Raw genomic sequence first — 16,608 nt, 5'->3', positions numbered from 1 at the left:
GTCTGCATGACTGAGCGTATTCCTGCCCCTGCCCAGCGTCCCCACCGCCACCACTGGCGCCGCGACGTCGTCGAACTCGCCGCTCTCTTCTGCGCCGTCGCGGTCGCCGACGCCATCGCCAATCTCGTGGTGCACGGTCCTCGCGGCCCGGTCCTGCTGGTGGCCTCGGCCGTCGCACTCCTGGTCACGGCGGCGTTCCACACCTGGTGGGCACGCCGCCACAGCCATGCGCCGCCGCCCACGGACACCGCGCCCTCGGACCCGGCCACAGACGCGGGGACGGGGGCGGGCGCGGGTGCGGGCGCTGCGGCGGCCCGCACGGCCGGTACGGACACCGCGCTGACCAGCACCCTGTGGCGGATGCGGACGACAGTGCGCGACGAGCCCGGCAGTCTCGCCGCGCTCTGCACCGCCCTCGCTCGGAGCGGAGTCGACATCCTGACCCTGCAGACGCACCCGCTCCCCGAGGGCGGCACGGTGGACGAGTTCCTGCTGCGCGCCCCGCAGCAGCTTCCCTCCGCCGACCTCACCCGGGCCATCGCCGGCGCCGGAGGCCACAGCACCTGGATCGAGCGGGCCGACGCCCACGACCTGGTCGATACCCCGACCCGGGTCCTGGGGCTGGCCACCCGCACCGCGCTGGACGCCGCCGAGCTGCCGCTCGCCCTGCGCCAGCTGCTCGGCCGCTGCACCATCCACTCGATCCCGGCGACCACCCTCTCCGGGCGCCCCAACTCCGGCGCCGACGCGCCCGTCGAAGGCGTCCTGGAGGCCACGGTCATGCGGCTGCGCGACCCGTCCGGCGGTGCGATCACCATCGAGCGGCCCTACCTGCCCTTCACGCCGACCGAGTTCGCCCGCGCCCGCGCGCTCGTCGAGCTGGACGCCCGGCTCGGCCCGCGGGTCCCGCACAGCCGGGACGTACTGACCCTGCCCGAAGGCAACGAGATCACCGTCCGCCGCGCCGACGGCTCCGACCTGGCCGCGGCCCGTGCCATGCACGACCGCTGCTCGGAGCGCACCCTCGGCCTGCGCTACCACGGCCCCGTCCTCGACGCCGACCGCTACCTCGGCCACCTGCTGAGCCCCCGCTTCGGCCGCACCCTCGCCGCGACCACCGCCTCCGGCAAGCTCGTCGCCCTCGGCCACCTGCTCTGGGACGGCGACGAGACCGAGGTGGCGCTGCTCATCGAGGACGACTGGCAGCGCCGCGGCATCGGCTCCGAGCTGCTGGGCCGGCTGATCGGGATGGCCGTCGAGGCCGGATGCGACAGCGTGTACGCCGTCACCCAGGCCTCGAACACGGGCATGGTCGCCGCCATGCGCGGTCTCGGCCTCCCCCTCGACTACCAGATCGAGGAGGGCACCCTGGTGATCACGGCCCGGCTGGACGCGACCCCGGTCAGCTCCCGGCTGCCGTACGAGCTCCCGGGCGAATCCCGCGGCCTGCCCCGCAGCCAGCAGTAGACCGGCGCTACCCGGCAGCAACGACCACCAGCCGACCGCTCACGCCCGACGCGTGCCGGTCCCCCCGGCCACGATGCGGTGGCCGATGGAGGCGACACGGCTCGCGTCGGCCGGATCCGGCCAAACTCGGGCGCGGGCCGGGGAGACCGCTGCTCGTACGGGGGCGTCCGCACCACCGCGAGCCGATCGGTCCCTTCGTCGAGCGCGTGCGCCCGCTGCCGGCCTCGCCGGCCGTCCTCCACCTGACGGGCCCGGAGGGCCACCTCGTTCACGTGGCCGTTTCCGATCCCGGCGAACTCCACCGGCTGGTCCTCGACGAGTTCACCTCGCACCGGGAAGTCGCCCGGCTCGGGACCAGACTGACTTCCAGGAGCGGGATCGCGGACCGCTGCCGCCCCCGGCGTCAGCAGGCTGACGATCTTTGGTGATGACGCGGACCCGTCTCGCATACGAAGATGTCCACATGTCAGACACCATCACCAGTGACAGCTCCGCACGGCTGCCCCGCCAGGTCGCCGATGCCTACGTTGACGACCTCATCGCCATCGACCCGATCACGGGCACCTATCTCGGTGTCGCCGCGAGCTCCGGCAAGCTCCCGGACCTCTCCCCCGCGGGCCGCGCGGCCGCAGCCGAACTCTCCCGCGCCACGCTCGTCCGGCTGGACGCCGCCGAGCTCCTGCCCGGCGCCGACAGCGATGCCGAGCGCCGCTGTGCCCGGCTCCTGCGCGAGCGGCTCAACGCCGAACTCGCCGTCCACGAGGCCGACGAGGACCTGCGCGCGGTCAGCAACATCCACTCCCCCGCGCACTCGGTCCGCGAGGTCTTCTCCCTGACCCCGTCCGACACCGACGAGGACTGGGCCGCGATCGCCGAGCGGCTGCGCGCCGTACCGGCCGCCTACGCGGGCTACCGCGAGTGCCTCGCGCTCGGCCTGGACCGCGGCCTGTTCGGGAGCCCGCGCCCCACCGCCACCTTCGTCGAGCAGCTCACCGCCTGGGCGGGCGAGGGCGCCGAGAGCGAGGGCAAGGACGGCTACTTCGCCGAGTTCGCCGCGGCCGGCCCCCAGGCGCTGCGCGCGGAGCTCGACGCGGCCGCCGCCGCCGCGACCGCGGCCGTCGTGGAACTGCGCGACTGGATGCGGGACGTGTACGCCCCCGCGGTCGAGGGCAAGCCCGACCCGGTGGGCCGCGAGCGCTACGCCCGCTGGTCCCGCTACTTCAACGGCACCGACCTGGACCTGGACGAGGCGTACGCCTACGGCTGGTCGGAGTACCACCGCCTGCTGGCGGAGATGAAGACCGAGGCCGCCAAGATCCTGCCGGACGCCGGTCCCTGGGAGGTGCTCAAGCACCTGGACGAGCACGGCACCCACATCGAGGGCGTGGACGAGGTCCAGGCCTGGCTGCAGGGCCTGATGGACGAGGCCATCGAGAACCTCGACGGAACGCACTTCGAACTCGCCGAGCGGGTCAAGCGGGTGGAGTCGCGGATCGCCCCGCCCGGAGGCGCGGCGGCCCCGTACTACACGAACCCGTCGGAGGACTTCTCCCGTCCGGGCCGCACCTGGCTGCCGACGATGGGGCAGACCCGTTTCCCCGTCTACGACCTGGTCTCCACCTGGTACCACGAGGGCGTTCCGGGCCACCACCTCCAGCTGGCGCAGTGGACGCACGTCGCGGACCAGCTCTCCCGCTACCAGGCCAGCGTCGGTCTCGTCAGCGCCAACGCCGAGGGCTGGGCGCTGTACGCGGAGCGGCTGATGGACGAGCTGGGCTACCTCAAGGACGCCGAGCAGCGCCTCGGGTACCTGGACGCCCAGATGATGCGCGCCACGCGCGTCATCGTGGACATCGGCATGCACCTGGGCCTGGAGATCCCGGCAGACTCGCCGTTCCACCCGGGCGAGCGCTGGACGGTGGACCTGGCGCAGGAGTTCTTCGGGCTGCACAGCGGCCGGCCGGCCGACTTCGTCGAGAGCGAGCTGACCCGCTACCTGTCGATGCCGGGCCAGGCGATCGGCTACAAGCTGGGCGAGCGCGCCTGGCTGCTGGGCCGTGACAACGCGCGTGCCGCGCACGGTGATTCCTTCGACCTGAAGGCCTGGCACATGGCGGCGCTGTCCCAGGGTTCGCTGGGCCTGGACGACCTGGTGGACGAGCTGTCGAAGCTCTGATCACCGGGACCCGCACCACGGGCGGCCGGGCCGGCTCCCCGCGCGGAGCCGGCCCGGCCGTCCGGACGGACGTTCAGGGGGCCGGTCTTCAGCAGCCGCAGTCGTCGGAGTCGGTGGGGGCGGTCAGCGGGTCGGCCTCGGCGCGCTGCTCGCGGCCGTGCCAGGTCTCGACCTGGAAGCCCTCGCGGGGACCGACATGTCCCCGAGGGTGCGAGCAACGGTTTCACCCCGTTGGCCAGGGATTTCAGCCCGTTCCGCCCGCCGTGCGGTGCCGCACCACCGAGCCTCCGCGCTGCTTGACGATCTCCAGCTGGGCCTGCACCCGGGTCCGCAGATCGGCGACGTGGCTCACGATGCCGACGCTGCGGTCGCGTTCGCGCAGCGAGTCCAGTACGTCGAGCACCTCGTCCAGCGCCTGGTCGTCGAGGCTGCCGAAGCCCTCGTCGATGAAGAGGGTGTCGAGCCGCATGCCGCCCGCCTCGTCGGTGACCACGTCGGCCAGGCCCAGGGCGAGGGCGAGCGAGGCGAAGAAGGTCTCGCCGCCGGACAGCGTGGCGGTGTCCCGCTCGCTGCCGGTCCAGGCGTCGACCACGTGCAGTCCGAGCCCGGAACGCCCCCGTCCGCTCGCCTTGGCATCGGAGTGCAGCAGCGTGTAGCGGCCGCCCGACATGCGCAGCAGCCGTACCGTCGCCGCGGCGGCGACCTGCTCCAGCCGGGCCGCGAGCACGTAGGCCTCCAGCCGCATCTTGCGCTCGTTGTCCGCGGAGGTGCCCGCGGTGAGTCCGGCCAGCCGGGCCACCCGTTCGTAGGCCTCGCGCAGCGGTCCCAGGGAGCGCAGCTCCCGCTCCGCCTGGAGAGAGAGCCCGTCGAGGTCCTTGCACCGTACCCGGGCCGCGTCCACGGCGGACCCGGCCGTACGAAGCTTCGCGGCGGCCCGCGCCGCGTACGCCTCGGCCGCCTCCGGCGCGGCCGGGGGCAGGGCCGCCGCCGCGGCGGTGTCGGCCTCGCCGAGGCGGTCGGCCAGCATGGCCTCCTCCGCCTGCCAGGCGTCGGCGCGGCGTTGGAGCGCGCTGCGTTCGTACTCGGGGAGCACGGCGTCGGCCGCCTCCTCGGTGGTGTCGAAGCCGGCCTTGAAGGCGGCGTCGGCGAGCTGGCCGTCGGCCTCCTTCAGCCGGGCGGCGGTGGTCTCGGCCCGGCGCAGCGAGGCGGCTGCCGCCGTGACCATGCGGACCCTGTCCTCCAGGACTCCGGCGCGGGCCGCGACGCTGGGCGCACCCTCCCGCACGAGGGCCAGCTCCGCTTCCAGCGAGGCCTGCTCCCGGTCGAGGGCCTCTCGGCGCGAAACCCGCGCCGCGGCCCGGGCCTCGGCTTCGCTCCGCTCGGCGCTGCGCACCGCGTGCTCCCGCTCCGCGCGGGCCAGCCGCTCGCGGGCGGCGTGCAGCCCGGCGGCCGCGGCGTGCGCCTCGGCGTGGCGCGTACTCAGCCCGGCGGTGAGTTCCAGCAGCTCGGCGGTGGTGGCGTCACCCGCGGCGGCCGCGGCCTCGGCGCGGGCCTCCCGGACGGCGGCCAGCCTGCGCTCGACGCCGGCCCGGCGCTCCTCGGCCCCTTCGAAGCGGGCGTGCGCCGCCTCCTCCGCGGCCCGGTCGACGTGACCGGGGGCGGGCCGGGCCGGGGCGGGATGCTCCGCGGCACCGCACACGGTGCAGGGCTCTCCCGCCACCAGGGCGGCGGCGAGTTCGGCGGCGATCCCGCGCAGCCGGGTCTCCTTGAGCTCCAGCCAGCGCTCCCGGGCGACGGCCGACTCCTCGCGTGCGGTGAGCAGTTCACCGGAAGCCTGCTCCGCGTCGGCGTCGAGGGCATCGCGCCGGCGGGCGGCGTGCAGGTGCAGCCGGGCGGGCTCCAGCTTGCCGGCGAGCTGCTCGGCCAGGGTCGCGGCCTGCTGCGCGGCGTCCGCACGGCCGGCCAGCTCGGTCCGGGTGGCCTCCCAGCGGCCCAGCCACTCGGCGGTCTCCTGCTGCTGCTCCTCGGCGGCCCGGGACTCCCGTTCCAGGTCGGCCCGTTCGCGGCCGATCTCGGCGCTGCGCTGCTCGGCGCGGCGGGCGGCTCCGAGGGCTCCCAGGTCCTCGCGCAACCGCTGCTCCACGGCGGCCAGTTGCCCGGCGCCCGCCTCGGCGAGCTGCGGCGGCAGCTGTGCCCGGGCCACCGACTCCGCGTGCGCGGCGGCCATGTGGGCGCCGGCGGCGGCTCCGCGCAGCTCCAGGGCGGGGGCGACCAGGGCGCCGCGCCGGGCCCGGTCGAGCAGGGCGCGCACCCGCTCCCGCTCCGGACCGGCCTCGGCGAGCAGGGCCGCCCGGCGGGTGGTCTCCGCGTGCCGGCGTTGCAGCCGGTCGAGCTCCCGCACCTCCTCGGCGGCCCGCCGGGCGGCGGCGTAGCGCCCCTCGACGGCGGCGAGGGCGTACTCGGCGACGGTGAGCCGCTCCCGGGCGGAGCAGCGCGCGACGGCGGCCCAGGCGCGGATCGCCCCGGCCAGCCCGGGGTCGCCCGGATGGTGCCGGGGCAGCGGCCAGGCGCGCAGGTCGGCGGCGTCCCCGGCGGCCTGAGCGAGCCGCTGGGCGGTGTGCAGCACCTGCTCGTCACCGGCGCGGACCTTGGCCTCGGCGGCGCGGCGGCGCTCGCCGAGCAGCGTTTCGACGGCGGCGAAGCGGCGGGTGTCGAAGAGCCGGCCCAGCAGCCGGCCGCGCGCCACCTCGTCGGCCCGCAGGAAGCGCGCGAACTCCCCCTGAGGCAACAGCACCACCTGGCAGAACTGCTCGCGGCTCATGCCGAGCAGCTGCTCGATCTCCTCACCGATCTCCTGATGGGACCGGCTCAGCGCGCTCCAGCCCTCCCCGTCGTACTCACGCAGCCAACTCTGCGCCTTGTCCTTCGTCGTCCCGGTACCGCGCTTCTTGGGCCGGTCCTGTTCGGGGCGCCGGGTGATCTCCAGGCGCCGCCCGCCCGCGGTGAGTTCGAGGGTGATCTCGGTCGGGACGTCCGAGGCCGCGTGGTCGCTGCGCAGACTGGTGCCCGGGGCCTGCCGGGGGCCGGGAACGGACCCGTACAGGGCGTAGCAGACGGCGTCCAGGACGGAGGTCTTGCCCGCGCCGGTCGGACCGTGCAGCAGGAAGATCCCGGCGCCGGAGAGGGCGTCGAAGTCGATCTCCTGGGGTTCGGCGAAGGGCCCGAAGGCGGTGATGCGCAGCCGGTGCAGCCTCATCGGTGGGTCTCCTGCCGGCTGTCCTCGGCCCGTACCTCGTCGAAGGCGCCCCGGAGCACGTCCCGCTCGGCCTCGTCGGAAAAGCCGCCGCCTCCGCGCACATGGGCGACGAAGTCCTCGGCGATCTCCCGGTCGCTGCGCCCCCTGAGCCGCTGGGCATAGGACCCGCCGGGGTCCTCGCTCCGGCCCTCGGGGTCGAAGGCCAGGCTGAGGGTGTGCGGAAAGCGGGCGGCGAGCCGGGCCATGGGGTCCTCGGGCCGGACGGGGTCGGTGAGGGTGGCCTCCAGCCAGCAGTCCTCGTACCGGGCGTACGCCCCCTCGGAGAGCAGCACCTCCAGCGGCCCCCGAACCCGGGCGAGGCCGCGCGGCACGGGGGTGTCGACGCGCTCGGCGCTCGGAATCTCCCCCTGCGCGCCCAGCTCCACTATCCACATGCTCTTGCGGTGATCGGCTTCGGAGAAGGAGTAGGCGAGCGGGGAACCGGAGTAGCGGACCCGTTCGTTGATCGTCTGGCACCCGTGGAGGTGGCCGAGGGCGGCGTAGTCGACCCCGTCGAAGACGGAGGCCGGCACGGCCTCGACCCCGCCGACGGTGATGTCGCGCTCACTGTCGCTGGCCTGCCCGCCGGTCACGAAGGCATGGGCAAGGACGACGGACCGCGTCCCGGGCGCCCGCCCGGCCAGATCCGCCCGGATCCGGTCCATGGCCGCACCCAGCACGGCCTCGTGGCTCACCTTCCCGGCACCGAACTCGTCCTTCACCAGCGCGGGCTCCAGGTACGGCAGCCCGTACAGCGCCACGTCACCGTGTACGTCGGCCAGCACCACGGGGTCGGCACACCCGGCCGGTTCGGTCCTGAGGTGGATGCCGGCCCGCCCGATCAGCCCGGCCCCGACACCGAGGCGGCGGGCGGAGTCATGGTTCCCGGAGATCATCACGGTGGGCACGCCGAGATCGGCGAGCCGGTGCAGGGCCCGGTCGTACAGCTCCACAGCGGGCAACGGCGGCACGGCCCGGTCGTACACGTCACCGGCGACGAGCACGGCATCGACCTCGTGCTCCCGCACGGTCTCGACGAGGTGATCGATGAAGACGGCCTGGGCATCGAGCAGGTTCACCCGGTGGAAGCTCCGCCCCAGATGCCAGTCGGAGGTGTGCAGGAATTTCACAGAACGGCCCCGACCTGCACGTTTACCCCTACTACCCCTCTGAAACCAGCAAGAACCAGCCCAGGACTCACAGTCGCCCGCTGCCACGCTAACGCATGCCGCCTCCCGAACCACCACTCACGCCCATCCGGTAGAGGGGGAGGAAACCGCCCGGCGACGATGCTGGATGGTTCCCCCGAGGCGGTGACCCGCGCTGGGGCCTGCTGGACCGGGTCGTCGCCACCGGCTGCCCGGAGATCACCACGTCCACCTTCGACATGGGCCCCCGCGGTCACGGCCCGGACGGTGCCGCGACCGCCGAGTACGGCCGGGTCGTCATCCGCGCCGACGGCGCCCACTCGACGGTCGCCCGCGCCGTGGACGCCCACGAACGGGTCAGGGAGATGCACGAGTTCACCGCCGAATGCGCGGCCCTCGAACCAACGCGGGCCTCACCAAGCCCGGCGAGTTCTTCTCCGACCCGCGACTCACTGGGGCGCAGCAGGTGAGTTGATCTCCCGGGTACAGCCCCCTCCGGGACGGCCGTCCGCCCCCGGCCGACCAGTGACGCTCAGGGCGCGTACGTCTCCCCGCCCGGCGTGAGGGTGGCGCTCCCGGCGGTGCTGTCGGCGAGCCAGGCCTCGAAGGCGGGCAGGTCCGCCTCGGGCAGCGCGACCTCGATCTCCACGGAGGCCCCGTAGCGCACGTCGGTCACGGTCCTGCCGGTGGAGCGCAGGTCGTTCTCGGTCTTGCCGGCCCGCTGGTGGTCCACGGTGACGGTGGCCAGCCGGTAGCGGTGACGGGTGACGGTGCCGAGCACGTCGAGGGCCTCACCGACGACGCCTCCGTAGGCGCGCATGAGTCCGCCGGCGCCGAGCTTCACGCCGCCGTAGTAGCGGGTGACGACGGCGACCGCGTAGCGGATGTCCCGGCGCGTGAGCATCTGCAGCATCGGCACCCCGGCGGTGCCGCCGGGCTCGCCGTCGTCGCTGGCCTTCTGCACGGAGGCGTCGGCGCCGATGACGTAGGCGAAGCAGTTGTGCGAGGCGGTGGGGTGCTCCTTGCGGATCCGGGCGACGAAGTCCTGCGCCTCCCGCTCGGTCGCGGCGGGCGCGAGCGCGCACAGGAACCGCGAGCGGTTGATCTCGGACTCGTGCACGCCCTCACGGGCCACCGTCACGTACTGGTCTGCCTTCACCCGTCCACCCTACGGGGAATCCGAGATGCGTCTTTTCGGTTGATCGAGGGGGCCGCGATCAGCGGCCAGGGGCAGCACCAGCAGCAGGAGGCGGCACACGTGTACGGCGATCCGGCAACCATCCGCAAGATCCTCACCGAGCTCGGCGACACCTGGGCCGTGGTGGGCCTGTCCAACAACCAGGACCGGGCCGCGTACCGCGTGGCCGAGGTCCTCCAGCGGTACGGCAAGCGCGTGATCCCCGTACACCCCAAGGCGGAGGCGGTCCACGGCGAGCAGGGCTACCCCTCGCTGGAGGCGATCCCGTTCAAGGTGGACGTGGTGGACGTCTTCGTGAACAGCGCGCTGGCGGGCACGGTCGCGGACGAGGCCGTCGCGAAGGGGGCGGAGGCCGTCTGGTTCCAGCTCAACGTGGTCGACGAGGCCGCCTTCGACCGTACCCGCGCGGCCGGACTGGACATGATCATGGACCGCTGCCCGGCGATCGAGATCCCCGCCCTCTGAGGTCCCGGGGCCAGGCCCCGGGCCTTCAACCCTTTCAACGCGGCTCAAGTATCCAAACCGCCCAAACGGTACGAATACTTGAGACCGCGCCTCCCCGTCGGGGTCAGCCGCGCACCTCAGACCGGCCCCGACCAGGGAGTCCCGCCGTGATCAGCCATGCCCACAGCCATGCCCAGAGCCCGTCCGGGAGCCCTTCCGGCAGCCACACCCGCATCGCCGTGCTCGACCTCGACGGAACCCTGGCCGAAGGCTCGCTGGCGGCCCCGTTCGTGGAGTCCCTCATCGCCCGCGGCGTCTGTGAACCGGCGGCCGGACGGGCTGCGCTCGCCGCGATAGCGGGCTACCACGACGAGGACTCCGATCCTGGGGCCGCGGCCGCGGCCGCGGCCGCGGCCGCGCACGCCCCCACCGCCGCCGCCTTCTACGCCCACGTCGCGCGGGCCCTCGAAGGCGCGGACCGGAGCGACGTGGAGCGGGCCGCCGAGGCCGCCTGGCCGGCGGCCCGGAAGAGGATCCTCCCCTTCGCCGACGAGCTCGTACGGATCCTGCACGCGGCCGGACTGCGGACGGTGCTGATCTCCGGGAGCCCGTACGAGATCGTCCGGCGCGCGGCGGCGGAACTGGGCATCGGCGAGGCCCACGGGATGCGGGCCGAGTTCCGGCGCGGCCGCTGCACCGGAGCCCTCACCACCACGCCGGCCCTGCCCGGCGGCAAGCGCGCGGCCCTGCGCACCGCGACGAAGGGCAGCCCCGTGGACCGCCGGAGCTCCTTCGCCGTCGGGAACTCCCCCTCCGACGCCGAGGTGTTCGAGCAGGTCGGGCTGGCCATCGCCTTCGAACCGGACCCGGTACTGCGGGGCTGGGCGATGGACCGGGACTGGATCACCGCCGACCGGCAGGACGTGCTGGCCGTCTGCCAGGACCTGATCGCGACGCACCCGGTGCTGGGCCCGACCCCGGTGACGGCCCGGACGAGCGGCCGCGCGGCGTGCCGGACCACCGGCGCGTGATCAGCGCAGGCCGCCGACCCGCGCTGACCACGCGCCGGCTCGAGCTCCTGCTGCCCCGCTGCCCTGCGGCCGGGCGGCAGGTGCCGGGTTCACTCCTGTCCGGCCATGTCCGCCAGGGCGCGCAACTGATCGGGGGTGACCCCGTCGGGGATCGGCACCGGCGCCGGGGAGCGCAGCGGCGGCTGCCAGCCGGCCTCGGGATCCCAGCGGCGGACGATCCGCGCCGGCGCCCCCGCCACTACGGCGTGGTCCGGCACGTCGCCCCGTACGACGGCCCCCGCCGCCACCACGACGTTGCGGCCCAGCCGCGCGCCGGGCAGTATCACCGAGCCGGTCCCCAGCCAGCAGCCCGGGCCGATCTCCACCGGGGCGCTGCGCGGCCACTGCTTGCCGACGGGCTCGTGCGGATCGTCGTAGCTGTGGTTGGTGGAGGTGATGTACACCCCGGGACCGCAGAAGGTGTCGTTGCCGATCGTGATCCGGGTGTCGGCGATGACGTGGCTGTCACGGCCGATGACCACTCCGTTGCCGAGCACCAGCACCGGTTCGGCGCCGAGGTCGAGGTCGGGCATCATCCCGGCGGTGAGCGTGACCTGTTCCCCGATGATGCAGTGGTCGCCGAGCCGGATCCAGGGCGCGCCGAAGACGGTGCCCTGCGGGAAGGCGAGCCGGGTGCCGTGCCCGATCGCGCCGAAGCGCAGCCCGCCGGGGGTCTGGGCGGTGACCGCGCCGGCCCGCTGCATCCAGCGCCAGCCCGCGTGGACGGCGCGCCCGGCGAGCCGGCGGCGCAGCGCCGTCAGCGAGGAGAGCGCCGTCTGAGAAGAGAACGTGTTCTGGTTCTTCGCCACCGGGTCACCGTAGCGCGCGGAGGGCGCGGGCCGCGCCGTGATCTTCACCCCATCCCCGGGGGCGCGGACGGCGTGGCCTACGGTTCCGGTAGCGCGGCACGACGTACCGGAAGAGGAAGAGAACACATGACGCAGCAGGCGGCCCAGGCACTCGTGGCGGGTGTCGGCGGGAAGAACCCCGTGATCGATCCGACGGCGTTCACCGCTCCCACCTCCGTCGTGGTCGGGGACGTGACGCTCGGCGCGGGCTCGAGCATCTGGTACTCGGCCGTGCTCCGCGCGGACTGCGGTCCAATCACGCTCGGCGCCGACAGCAACGTGCAGGACAACTGCACCGTGCACGTGGACCCCGGTTTCCCGGTCTCCATCGGCGAGCGCGTCTCCATCGGCCACAACGCCGTCGTGCACGGCTGCACGGTCGAGGACGACTGCCTGATCGGGATGGGCGCGACGGTCCTCAACGGCGCGGTGATCGGCGCCGGCTCCCTGGTGGCCGCCCAGGCGCTGGTGCCCCAGGGCATGATCGTCCCGCCCGGTTCGCTGGTCGCGGGCGTCCCGGCGAAGGTGCGGCGCGAACTGACCGCGGAGGAGCGCGAGGGCCTCAAGGTCAACGCCCTCATGTACACGGAACTGGCCGGTCAGCACCGCGCCTCGGTCACCCCGGGCGCGTGACGGGCCTTGCCCGGTGATCGCCCCCGCACCCCGCCCGTCCTCGGGCCGGGCGAGGTGCGGAAGCGAAGCCGGGGGCCGGGGCCGGGGCCCGCGCCGCTCAGTCGGTGAGCACGCTCGGAGCGGTCGAAGCCTGCCCCGGCACGGGAACCGCGTCCGGGACCGCGTCCGACGACGCGTCCGGGCCCGCAGCGGTGGCCTCCTCGGCCTTCGCCGCCGCGGCCGCCTTCTTCATCCGTCCGCGCACCACCACGGTCATGGCGAGCCCGCAGCCGAGGGCCAGGGCGAGGGCCACCCACGAGAACCCCTTCAGCCACGGCTCGGCGACGATCCCGATCGAGTAGATGACGGCCGTCGTACCGCCGGCCCACAGGATCCCGCCGAGGACGTTCGCGACGAGGAACCGCCAGTAGGGCATGTGCAGGACCCCCGCAAGCGGCCCCGCGAAGATCCGCAGCAGCGCCACGAACCGCCCGAAGAAGACGGCCCACATGCCCCACTTGTCGAAGGAGCGCTCCGCCATGGCCACCTGGTCCGGCCCGAAGTGCTTGGGGAAGCGCCGTCCCAGGCGCTCCAGCATCGGCTTCCCGCCCCTGCGCCCGATCGCGTAACCGATCGAGTCGCCCACGATCGCCCCGGTGATCGCGCAGATGCCCAGCACCACGGGGTCGATGTGCCCCTGCTGCGAGGCCAGCAGCGCCGAGCTGACCAGGACGATCTCTCCCGGCAGGGGGATGCCGAGGCTTTCCAGCCCGATGACGATCCCCACCAGGAGGTAGATGCTGACCGCCGGAATCGTCTCCAGCCATTCCTGGATGTGCACCGGTACGTCCTCCTGAGTTCTCCGCCCGGCCCGCCCCCTGTGGCGGGCCGAACGGGCAGCCTATCCGGTCGTGACCACAGCCTTTGCCCGCAGCGGCAGTTCGCGTGAGGAGCGCCCCGCGAACACCTCGCGCCGACCGGTCCCCACCACCCACGCGTCCCGTTCGGGATCCCAGGACGACAGCGTGCGCGCGTCGATGTCCACGACGATCCGCCGCGCCTCCCCGGGCTCCAGGGTCAGGCGCCGGTACCCGGCGAGCGCCCGGACCGGCTGGTCCAGTTTCAGGTCCGGGGACGGGCCCACGTAGACCTGGGCCACCTCGGTGCCCGTGCGCCGTCCGGTGTTGCGGACGGTGAACTCCACGCGCAGCCCGCTCCGCTTCCCGTGCGCGCCGCCCGGCCGGACCGCCAGCTTCTCGTACGCCCAGGTCGTGTACGAGAGCCCGTGCCCGAAGGCGAACAGCGGAGCCACCCGCTGCTGGTCGTACCAGCGGTGGCCCACGTGGACCCCCTCGGTGTACTCCTGCCGCCCGCCCACCCCCGGGTAGCGCATCAGGTCGGCGCCGACCGGGGTCGCCCGCTCGTCGGCCGGGAAGGTCTGGGTGAGGCGGCCGCCCGGGTCCGCGTCGCCGAAGAGCACGTCGGCGGTGGCGGCCGCGCCCTCCTGGCCCGGGTAGTACATCTGGAGGACCGCTCCGGTGCGCGGGAGCCACGGCATGGTCGTACCGGAGGAGGTGTTCAGCACGACCGTGGTGCGCGGGTTGGCGGCGGCGACCGCCTCGATCAGCGCCGCCTGGCCCCCCGGGAGCCCCAGCGAGGTGCGGTCGCTGCCCTCGGTGGCGTCCTCGTAGGCGAACAGCACCACGCTGCGGGCCGCCTTGGCCGCCTTCACGGCCTCGGCGAGGTCGGCGGCCCGGGTGGCCTTCGTGGTGTGCCGCAGCCGCAGCCGCTGGCCCTTCGGCCCGCCCTCGGCGAAGACGGCGAGGCGGTGTTCGCCCGCCTTGAGCGCGAGGGCGCGGCGGCGCACGGTGCGGCCGTCGGGCGCCGCGCCGAGCAGGCCGCCGGCGAACTGCTCCGCCGCGCCCTGCCGTACGGGGAAGAGCTCCTCGCCGTCGAGCCGGACGGACGGCCGTTTCCCGGTGTAGTGGACGAGCAGGGTCCACTCGTCGTCGGCGGCCAGCCGGAAGGTCCCCTCGAAGCCCCAGGTGCGCCCGGGGGCCACCGCCCGGTCGTCGAGGCCGGGGTCGGGCGTCAGCAGTTTCGCCGGCAGCGGGCGCCCGTAGAGGTCCTCGCCGAGCGCGTAGCCCACCGTGGAGCCGCTTCCGGCCCGCCGCCGGATCTCGTCGAGGGGGGAGGCGGCCGCGTCCGGCACCACGTGGGCGCTGCCGCCGCCGCCGACGAAGGGGGTCCGCCCGGTGGGGCCGATCACGGCGATGGAGCGGGCGGCGGGCCCCGCCAGCGGCAGGGTGGCCCGTTCGTTGCGCAGCAGGACCGCTCCGGCGGTGGCGATCTGCCGGGCGGTACGGGCCCCGGCGGCGGCGTCCCGGGCGGGCCGGGCGGGCCGGTGCCCGGCGAGCAGTCCGAAGCGGTCCATGGTGCTCAGGATCCGGCGTACCGCGAGGTCCACGGTGTTCTCGTGGACGGAGCCGCCGCGCACCGCCTCCCGCAGCGGGGCGCCGTAGTGGGTGCCCTCGGGCATCTCCATGTCGAGGCCGGCCCCGATCGAGGCGACGGTGCTGTGCGTGGCGTTCCAGTCCGACATCACCCAGCCGTCGAACCCCCAGCGTTCGCGCAGCAGTTCGTCGAGGAGCGGCCTGCTCTCGCATGCGTAGACCCCGTTGACCTTGTTGTAGGCGCCCATCACGGCGCCGGCCCCGGCGGTGACGGCGGCTTCGAAGCCCCGCAGCTCCGTCTCGTGGAGGGTCTGTTCGGCGGCGATCACGTCGACGGTGTCGCGGCCCTTCTCCTGGTTGTTGAGCGCGAAGTGCTTGACGGTGGCGATGAGGCCCTCGTCCTGGATGCCCCGGACGACCTCGGCGACCAGGTCGGCCGTCAGCTTCGGATCCTCCGAGAACGTCTCGAAGTTCCGTCCGGCGTACGGGGTGCGGATGAGGTTGGCCATCGGCGAGAGGAGCACGTCGATGCCGAGCGCGCGGCCCTCGCGGCCGAGGACCCGCCCGTAGGCGCGGGCGAGCGCCGGGTCGAAGGCGGAGGCGAGCAGGACCGGCGCGGGCAGCGCGGTGGCGGGCCTGGCGACGCGGACCCCGGCCGGACCGTCGGCGAGGCGGAGCGCCGGGATGCCCAGGCGCGGGATGCCGGGTACGTAGCCGGCCTGGCCGAGCGGGTCCGGATCCGGGCCGCCGTGCAGCAGGACGGTCTTCTCCTCCAGGGTGAGCCGGTCCAGCAGCGCGTCGATCCGGGCGCTCCGGCCGGCCGCCGGCGCGGCGGCGGGGGCGGCCGCGGCGGTCTTACGGGGCTGCGCGCCGGGCGGCGGCGCCGGTACGCAGCCGGCCGCGCCGAGGGCGGCGCCCATCCCCCCGAGGAGGCACATCGCACGGCGTCTGGACACGGCCTCGCTCATGGGCGCTCCCTGCGGCGTGGGCATCGGCGTCAGGTGGCGGGAGCGGCCCGCGCCGGACCGCTCCCGCCACCCACTGTGCGCCGACCGCCGCCCGGCCCCGCTTCAGGCGCGCCACCGCGTCGCCGATGTTCAGCCCTGCGGCGGCCGCCGGTCGGGGCCGGCCTCGCGCCGGGGCTCGTCCTGGAGCTGGACCCGGGCCTCGGTGCGGTGGCCGCGCTCGATGTAGTCCCGTACGACGGCTTCCACCGCGTCCTGGGGCGACCCGATCCCGGCGAGGACCATCACCTCCACCACGAACTCGGCGTCGAGGCTGATGCTGATCTTGGCTCGGCCCGGCACGGGACCCCCTCCATCCGTCGTCGGAGCAGGGACTCTAGCGGGGTCAGGCGTTGGGGCGCAGTGTCCAGACCACGGTCATCTCGCCCGTCACGGCCTCGTCCTCGCGCTGGATGGCGATGGTCACGGGGAACTCGGGGCGGCCGCCCGCGTCGAGTTCGGCGACGATCTCGGCGGCGGGGCGGCCGAGGGTGGCGGTGGCCGTGACGACGCCCTTGGCGAGCTTCTTGTAGCCGATCTCCGCGCTGACCGCGAGGGGCACGGCGCGCGAGAGCTGGTCGCCGAAGGCGGCCAGGACGATCGCGCCGCTCGCGGATTCGGCGAGGGTGAACATGGCGCCGGCGTGCGGGCCGCCGAGGTGGTTGTGGAACTCCGCCTGATCCGGGAGCCGGACGACGGCGCGCTCGGGGGTGGTCTCCAGGAACTGGAGATTCAGGGTCTTGGCCATCGGCACGGTCGCGGCGAGCAGTTCGCCCACGTTCATCTGTTCAGCGCTCATGGAACGCGATGTTACCCGCGAGTAGTAGGCGTTGGCCAGACCCGTACGGGGGCGGCCGTGGCTCCCCGCCCGTACTCCCACTATCGTTACCGGC

14 protein-coding genes are annotated in these 16,608 nt (G+C 74.3%); 6 read left to right on the top strand and 8 right to left on the bottom strand.

Annotated features, from left to right (window positions below):
- Positions 1-6 precede the first annotated feature (6 nt).
- Both AC6CKD_RS31010 and AC6CKD_RS31005 read left to right on the top strand, forming a co-directional pair.
- Entirely contained in the window at positions 7-1,467 is a 1,461-nt protein-coding gene (locus AC6CKD_RS31010) for a GNAT family N-acetyltransferase (RefSeq protein WP_498331935.1), read from the top strand.
- 463 nt (positions 1,468-1,930) lie between these two features.
- Positions 1,931-3,643, top strand: a complete 1,713-nt coding sequence (locus AC6CKD_RS31005; protein ID WP_498331933.1) for a DUF885 domain-containing protein — start codon at positions 1,931-1,933, stop codon at positions 3,641-3,643.
- 244 nt (positions 3,644-3,887) lie between these two features.
- Here AC6CKD_RS31005 and AC6CKD_RS31000 read toward each other — a convergent pair whose 3' ends face one another.
- Together AC6CKD_RS31000 and AC6CKD_RS30995 are read right to left on the bottom strand one after the other, a co-directional pair.
- Positions 3,888-6,899 (bottom strand): AAA family ATPase, encoded by a 3,012-nt coding sequence (locus AC6CKD_RS31000; protein ID WP_498331932.1) that lies wholly within the window; start codon positions 6,897-6,899, stop codon positions 3,888-3,890.
- Entirely contained in the window at positions 6,896-8,068 is a 1,173-nt protein-coding gene (locus tag AC6CKD_RS30995; protein ID WP_498331930.1) for an exonuclease SbcCD subunit D, read from the bottom strand. The genes AC6CKD_RS31000 and AC6CKD_RS30995 overlap by 4 nt, the downstream gene beginning before the upstream one ends.
- A 257-nt stretch (positions 8,069-8,325) precedes the next feature.
- Here AC6CKD_RS30995 and AC6CKD_RS30990 point away from each other — a divergent pair, with 257 nt between their 5' ends.
- Complete coding sequence (locus AC6CKD_RS30990) at positions 8,326-8,556, top strand: hypothetical protein (protein ID WP_498331928.1); 231 nt, start codon at positions 8,326-8,328, stop codon at positions 8,554-8,556.
- A gap of 62 nt (positions 8,557-8,618) precedes the next feature.
- Here AC6CKD_RS30990 and AC6CKD_RS30985 read toward each other — a convergent pair whose 3' ends face one another.
- Complete coding sequence (locus AC6CKD_RS30985) at positions 8,619-9,245, bottom strand: YigZ family protein (RefSeq protein ID WP_498331926.1); 627 nt, start codon at positions 9,243-9,245, stop codon at positions 8,619-8,621.
- Positions 9,246-9,344: 99 nt separating this feature from the next.
- On the opposite strand from AC6CKD_RS30985, the gene AC6CKD_RS30980 reads away from it, so the two are divergent.
- Together AC6CKD_RS30980 and AC6CKD_RS30975 are read left to right on the top strand one after the other, a co-directional pair.
- On the top strand, positions 9,345-9,749 hold the full coding sequence (locus tag AC6CKD_RS30980; RefSeq protein ID WP_498332038.1) for a CoA-binding protein: 405 nt from the start codon (positions 9,345-9,347) through the stop codon (positions 9,747-9,749).
- A gap of 146 nt (positions 9,750-9,895) precedes the next feature.
- The gene (locus AC6CKD_RS30975; protein WP_498331924.1) at positions 9,896-10,759 is read left to right on the top strand and encodes an HAD family hydrolase; all 864 of its coding nucleotides are present in this window, start codon (positions 9,896-9,898) and stop codon (positions 10,757-10,759) included.
- An 89-nt stretch (positions 10,760-10,848) separates the two neighbouring features.
- On the opposite strand, the gene AC6CKD_RS30970 is transcribed toward AC6CKD_RS30975, so the two are convergent.
- Positions 10,849-11,607 (bottom strand): acyltransferase, encoded by a 759-nt coding sequence (locus AC6CKD_RS30970; RefSeq protein WP_498331923.1) that lies wholly within the window; start codon positions 11,605-11,607, stop codon positions 10,849-10,851.
- Between the two features lie 126 nt (positions 11,608-11,733).
- On the opposite strand from AC6CKD_RS30970, the gene AC6CKD_RS30965 reads away from it, so the two are divergent.
- Positions 11,734-12,279, top strand: coding sequence for a gamma carbonic anhydrase family protein (locus tag AC6CKD_RS30965; RefSeq protein ID WP_478686842.1), 546 nt, complete (start codon positions 11,734-11,736; stop codon positions 12,277-12,279).
- Between the two features lie 97 nt (positions 12,280-12,376).
- On the opposite strand, the gene AC6CKD_RS30960 is transcribed toward AC6CKD_RS30965, so the two are convergent.
- The 4 genes from AC6CKD_RS30960 to AC6CKD_RS30945 all read right to left on the bottom strand — a co-directional run bounded on the left by AC6CKD_RS30960 (position 12,377) and on the right by AC6CKD_RS30945 (position 16,514).
- Positions 12,377-13,099, bottom strand: a complete 723-nt coding sequence (locus AC6CKD_RS30960) for a DedA family protein (protein ID WP_498331922.1) — start codon at positions 13,097-13,099, stop codon at positions 12,377-12,379.
- 60 nt (positions 13,100-13,159) lie between these two features.
- A complete protein-coding gene (locus tag AC6CKD_RS30955; protein WP_498331921.1) occupies positions 13,160-15,679 on the bottom strand; it encodes a beta-glucosidase family protein in 2,520 nt (839 codons plus the stop codon).
- A gap of 129 nt (positions 15,680-15,808) precedes the next feature.
- A complete protein-coding gene (locus tag AC6CKD_RS30950; RefSeq protein ID WP_498332037.1) occupies positions 15,809-15,961 on the bottom strand; it encodes a DUF2191 domain-containing protein in 153 nt (50 codons plus the stop codon).
- A gap of 100 nt (positions 15,962-16,061) precedes the next feature.
- Positions 16,062-16,514 (bottom strand): DUF4442 domain-containing protein, encoded by a 453-nt coding sequence (locus tag AC6CKD_RS30945; RefSeq protein WP_498331920.1) that lies wholly within the window; start codon positions 16,512-16,514, stop codon positions 16,062-16,064.
- Positions 16,515-16,608: the final 94 nt, after the last annotated feature.

Source organism: Streptomyces sp. GQ60 (assembly GCF_059758875.1).
The sequence above is the reverse complement of the archived record's forward strand: the minus strand, read 5'-3'. Positions and strand labels throughout refer to the sequence as shown.

Excerpts from the sequence above, each read along its gene's own strand:
- AC6CKD_RS30965 (WP_478686842.1), top strand. The coding sequence starts at position 11,734 with ATGACGCAGCAGGCGGCCCAGGCACTCGTGGCGGGTGTCGGCGGGAAG.
- AC6CKD_RS30945 (WP_498331920.1), bottom strand. The coding sequence starts at position 16,514 with ATGAGCGCTGAACAGATGAACGTGGGCGAACTGCTCGCCGCGACCGTG.
- AC6CKD_RS30950 (WP_498332037.1), bottom strand. The coding sequence starts at position 15,961 with ATGGTCCTCGCCGGGATCGGGTCGCCCCAGGACGCGGTGGAAGCCGTC.
- AC6CKD_RS31005 (WP_498331933.1), top strand. The coding sequence starts at position 1,931 with ATGTCAGACACCATCACCAGTGACAGCTCCGCACGGCTGCCCCGCCAG.
- AC6CKD_RS30955 (WP_498331921.1), bottom strand. The coding sequence starts at position 15,679 with ATGAGCGAGGCCGTGTCCAGACGCCGTGCGATGTGCCTCCTCGGGGGG.
- AC6CKD_RS31000 (WP_498331932.1), bottom strand. The coding sequence starts at position 6,899 with ATGAGGCTGCACCGGCTGCGCATCACCGCCTTCGGGCCCTTCGCCGAA.
- AC6CKD_RS31010 (WP_498331935.1), top strand. The coding sequence starts at position 7 with ATGACTGAGCGTATTCCTGCCCCTGCCCAGCGTCCCCACCGCCACCAC.
- AC6CKD_RS30990 (WP_498331928.1), top strand. The coding sequence starts at position 8,326 with ATGGGCCCCCGCGGTCACGGCCCGGACGGTGCCGCGACCGCCGAGTAC.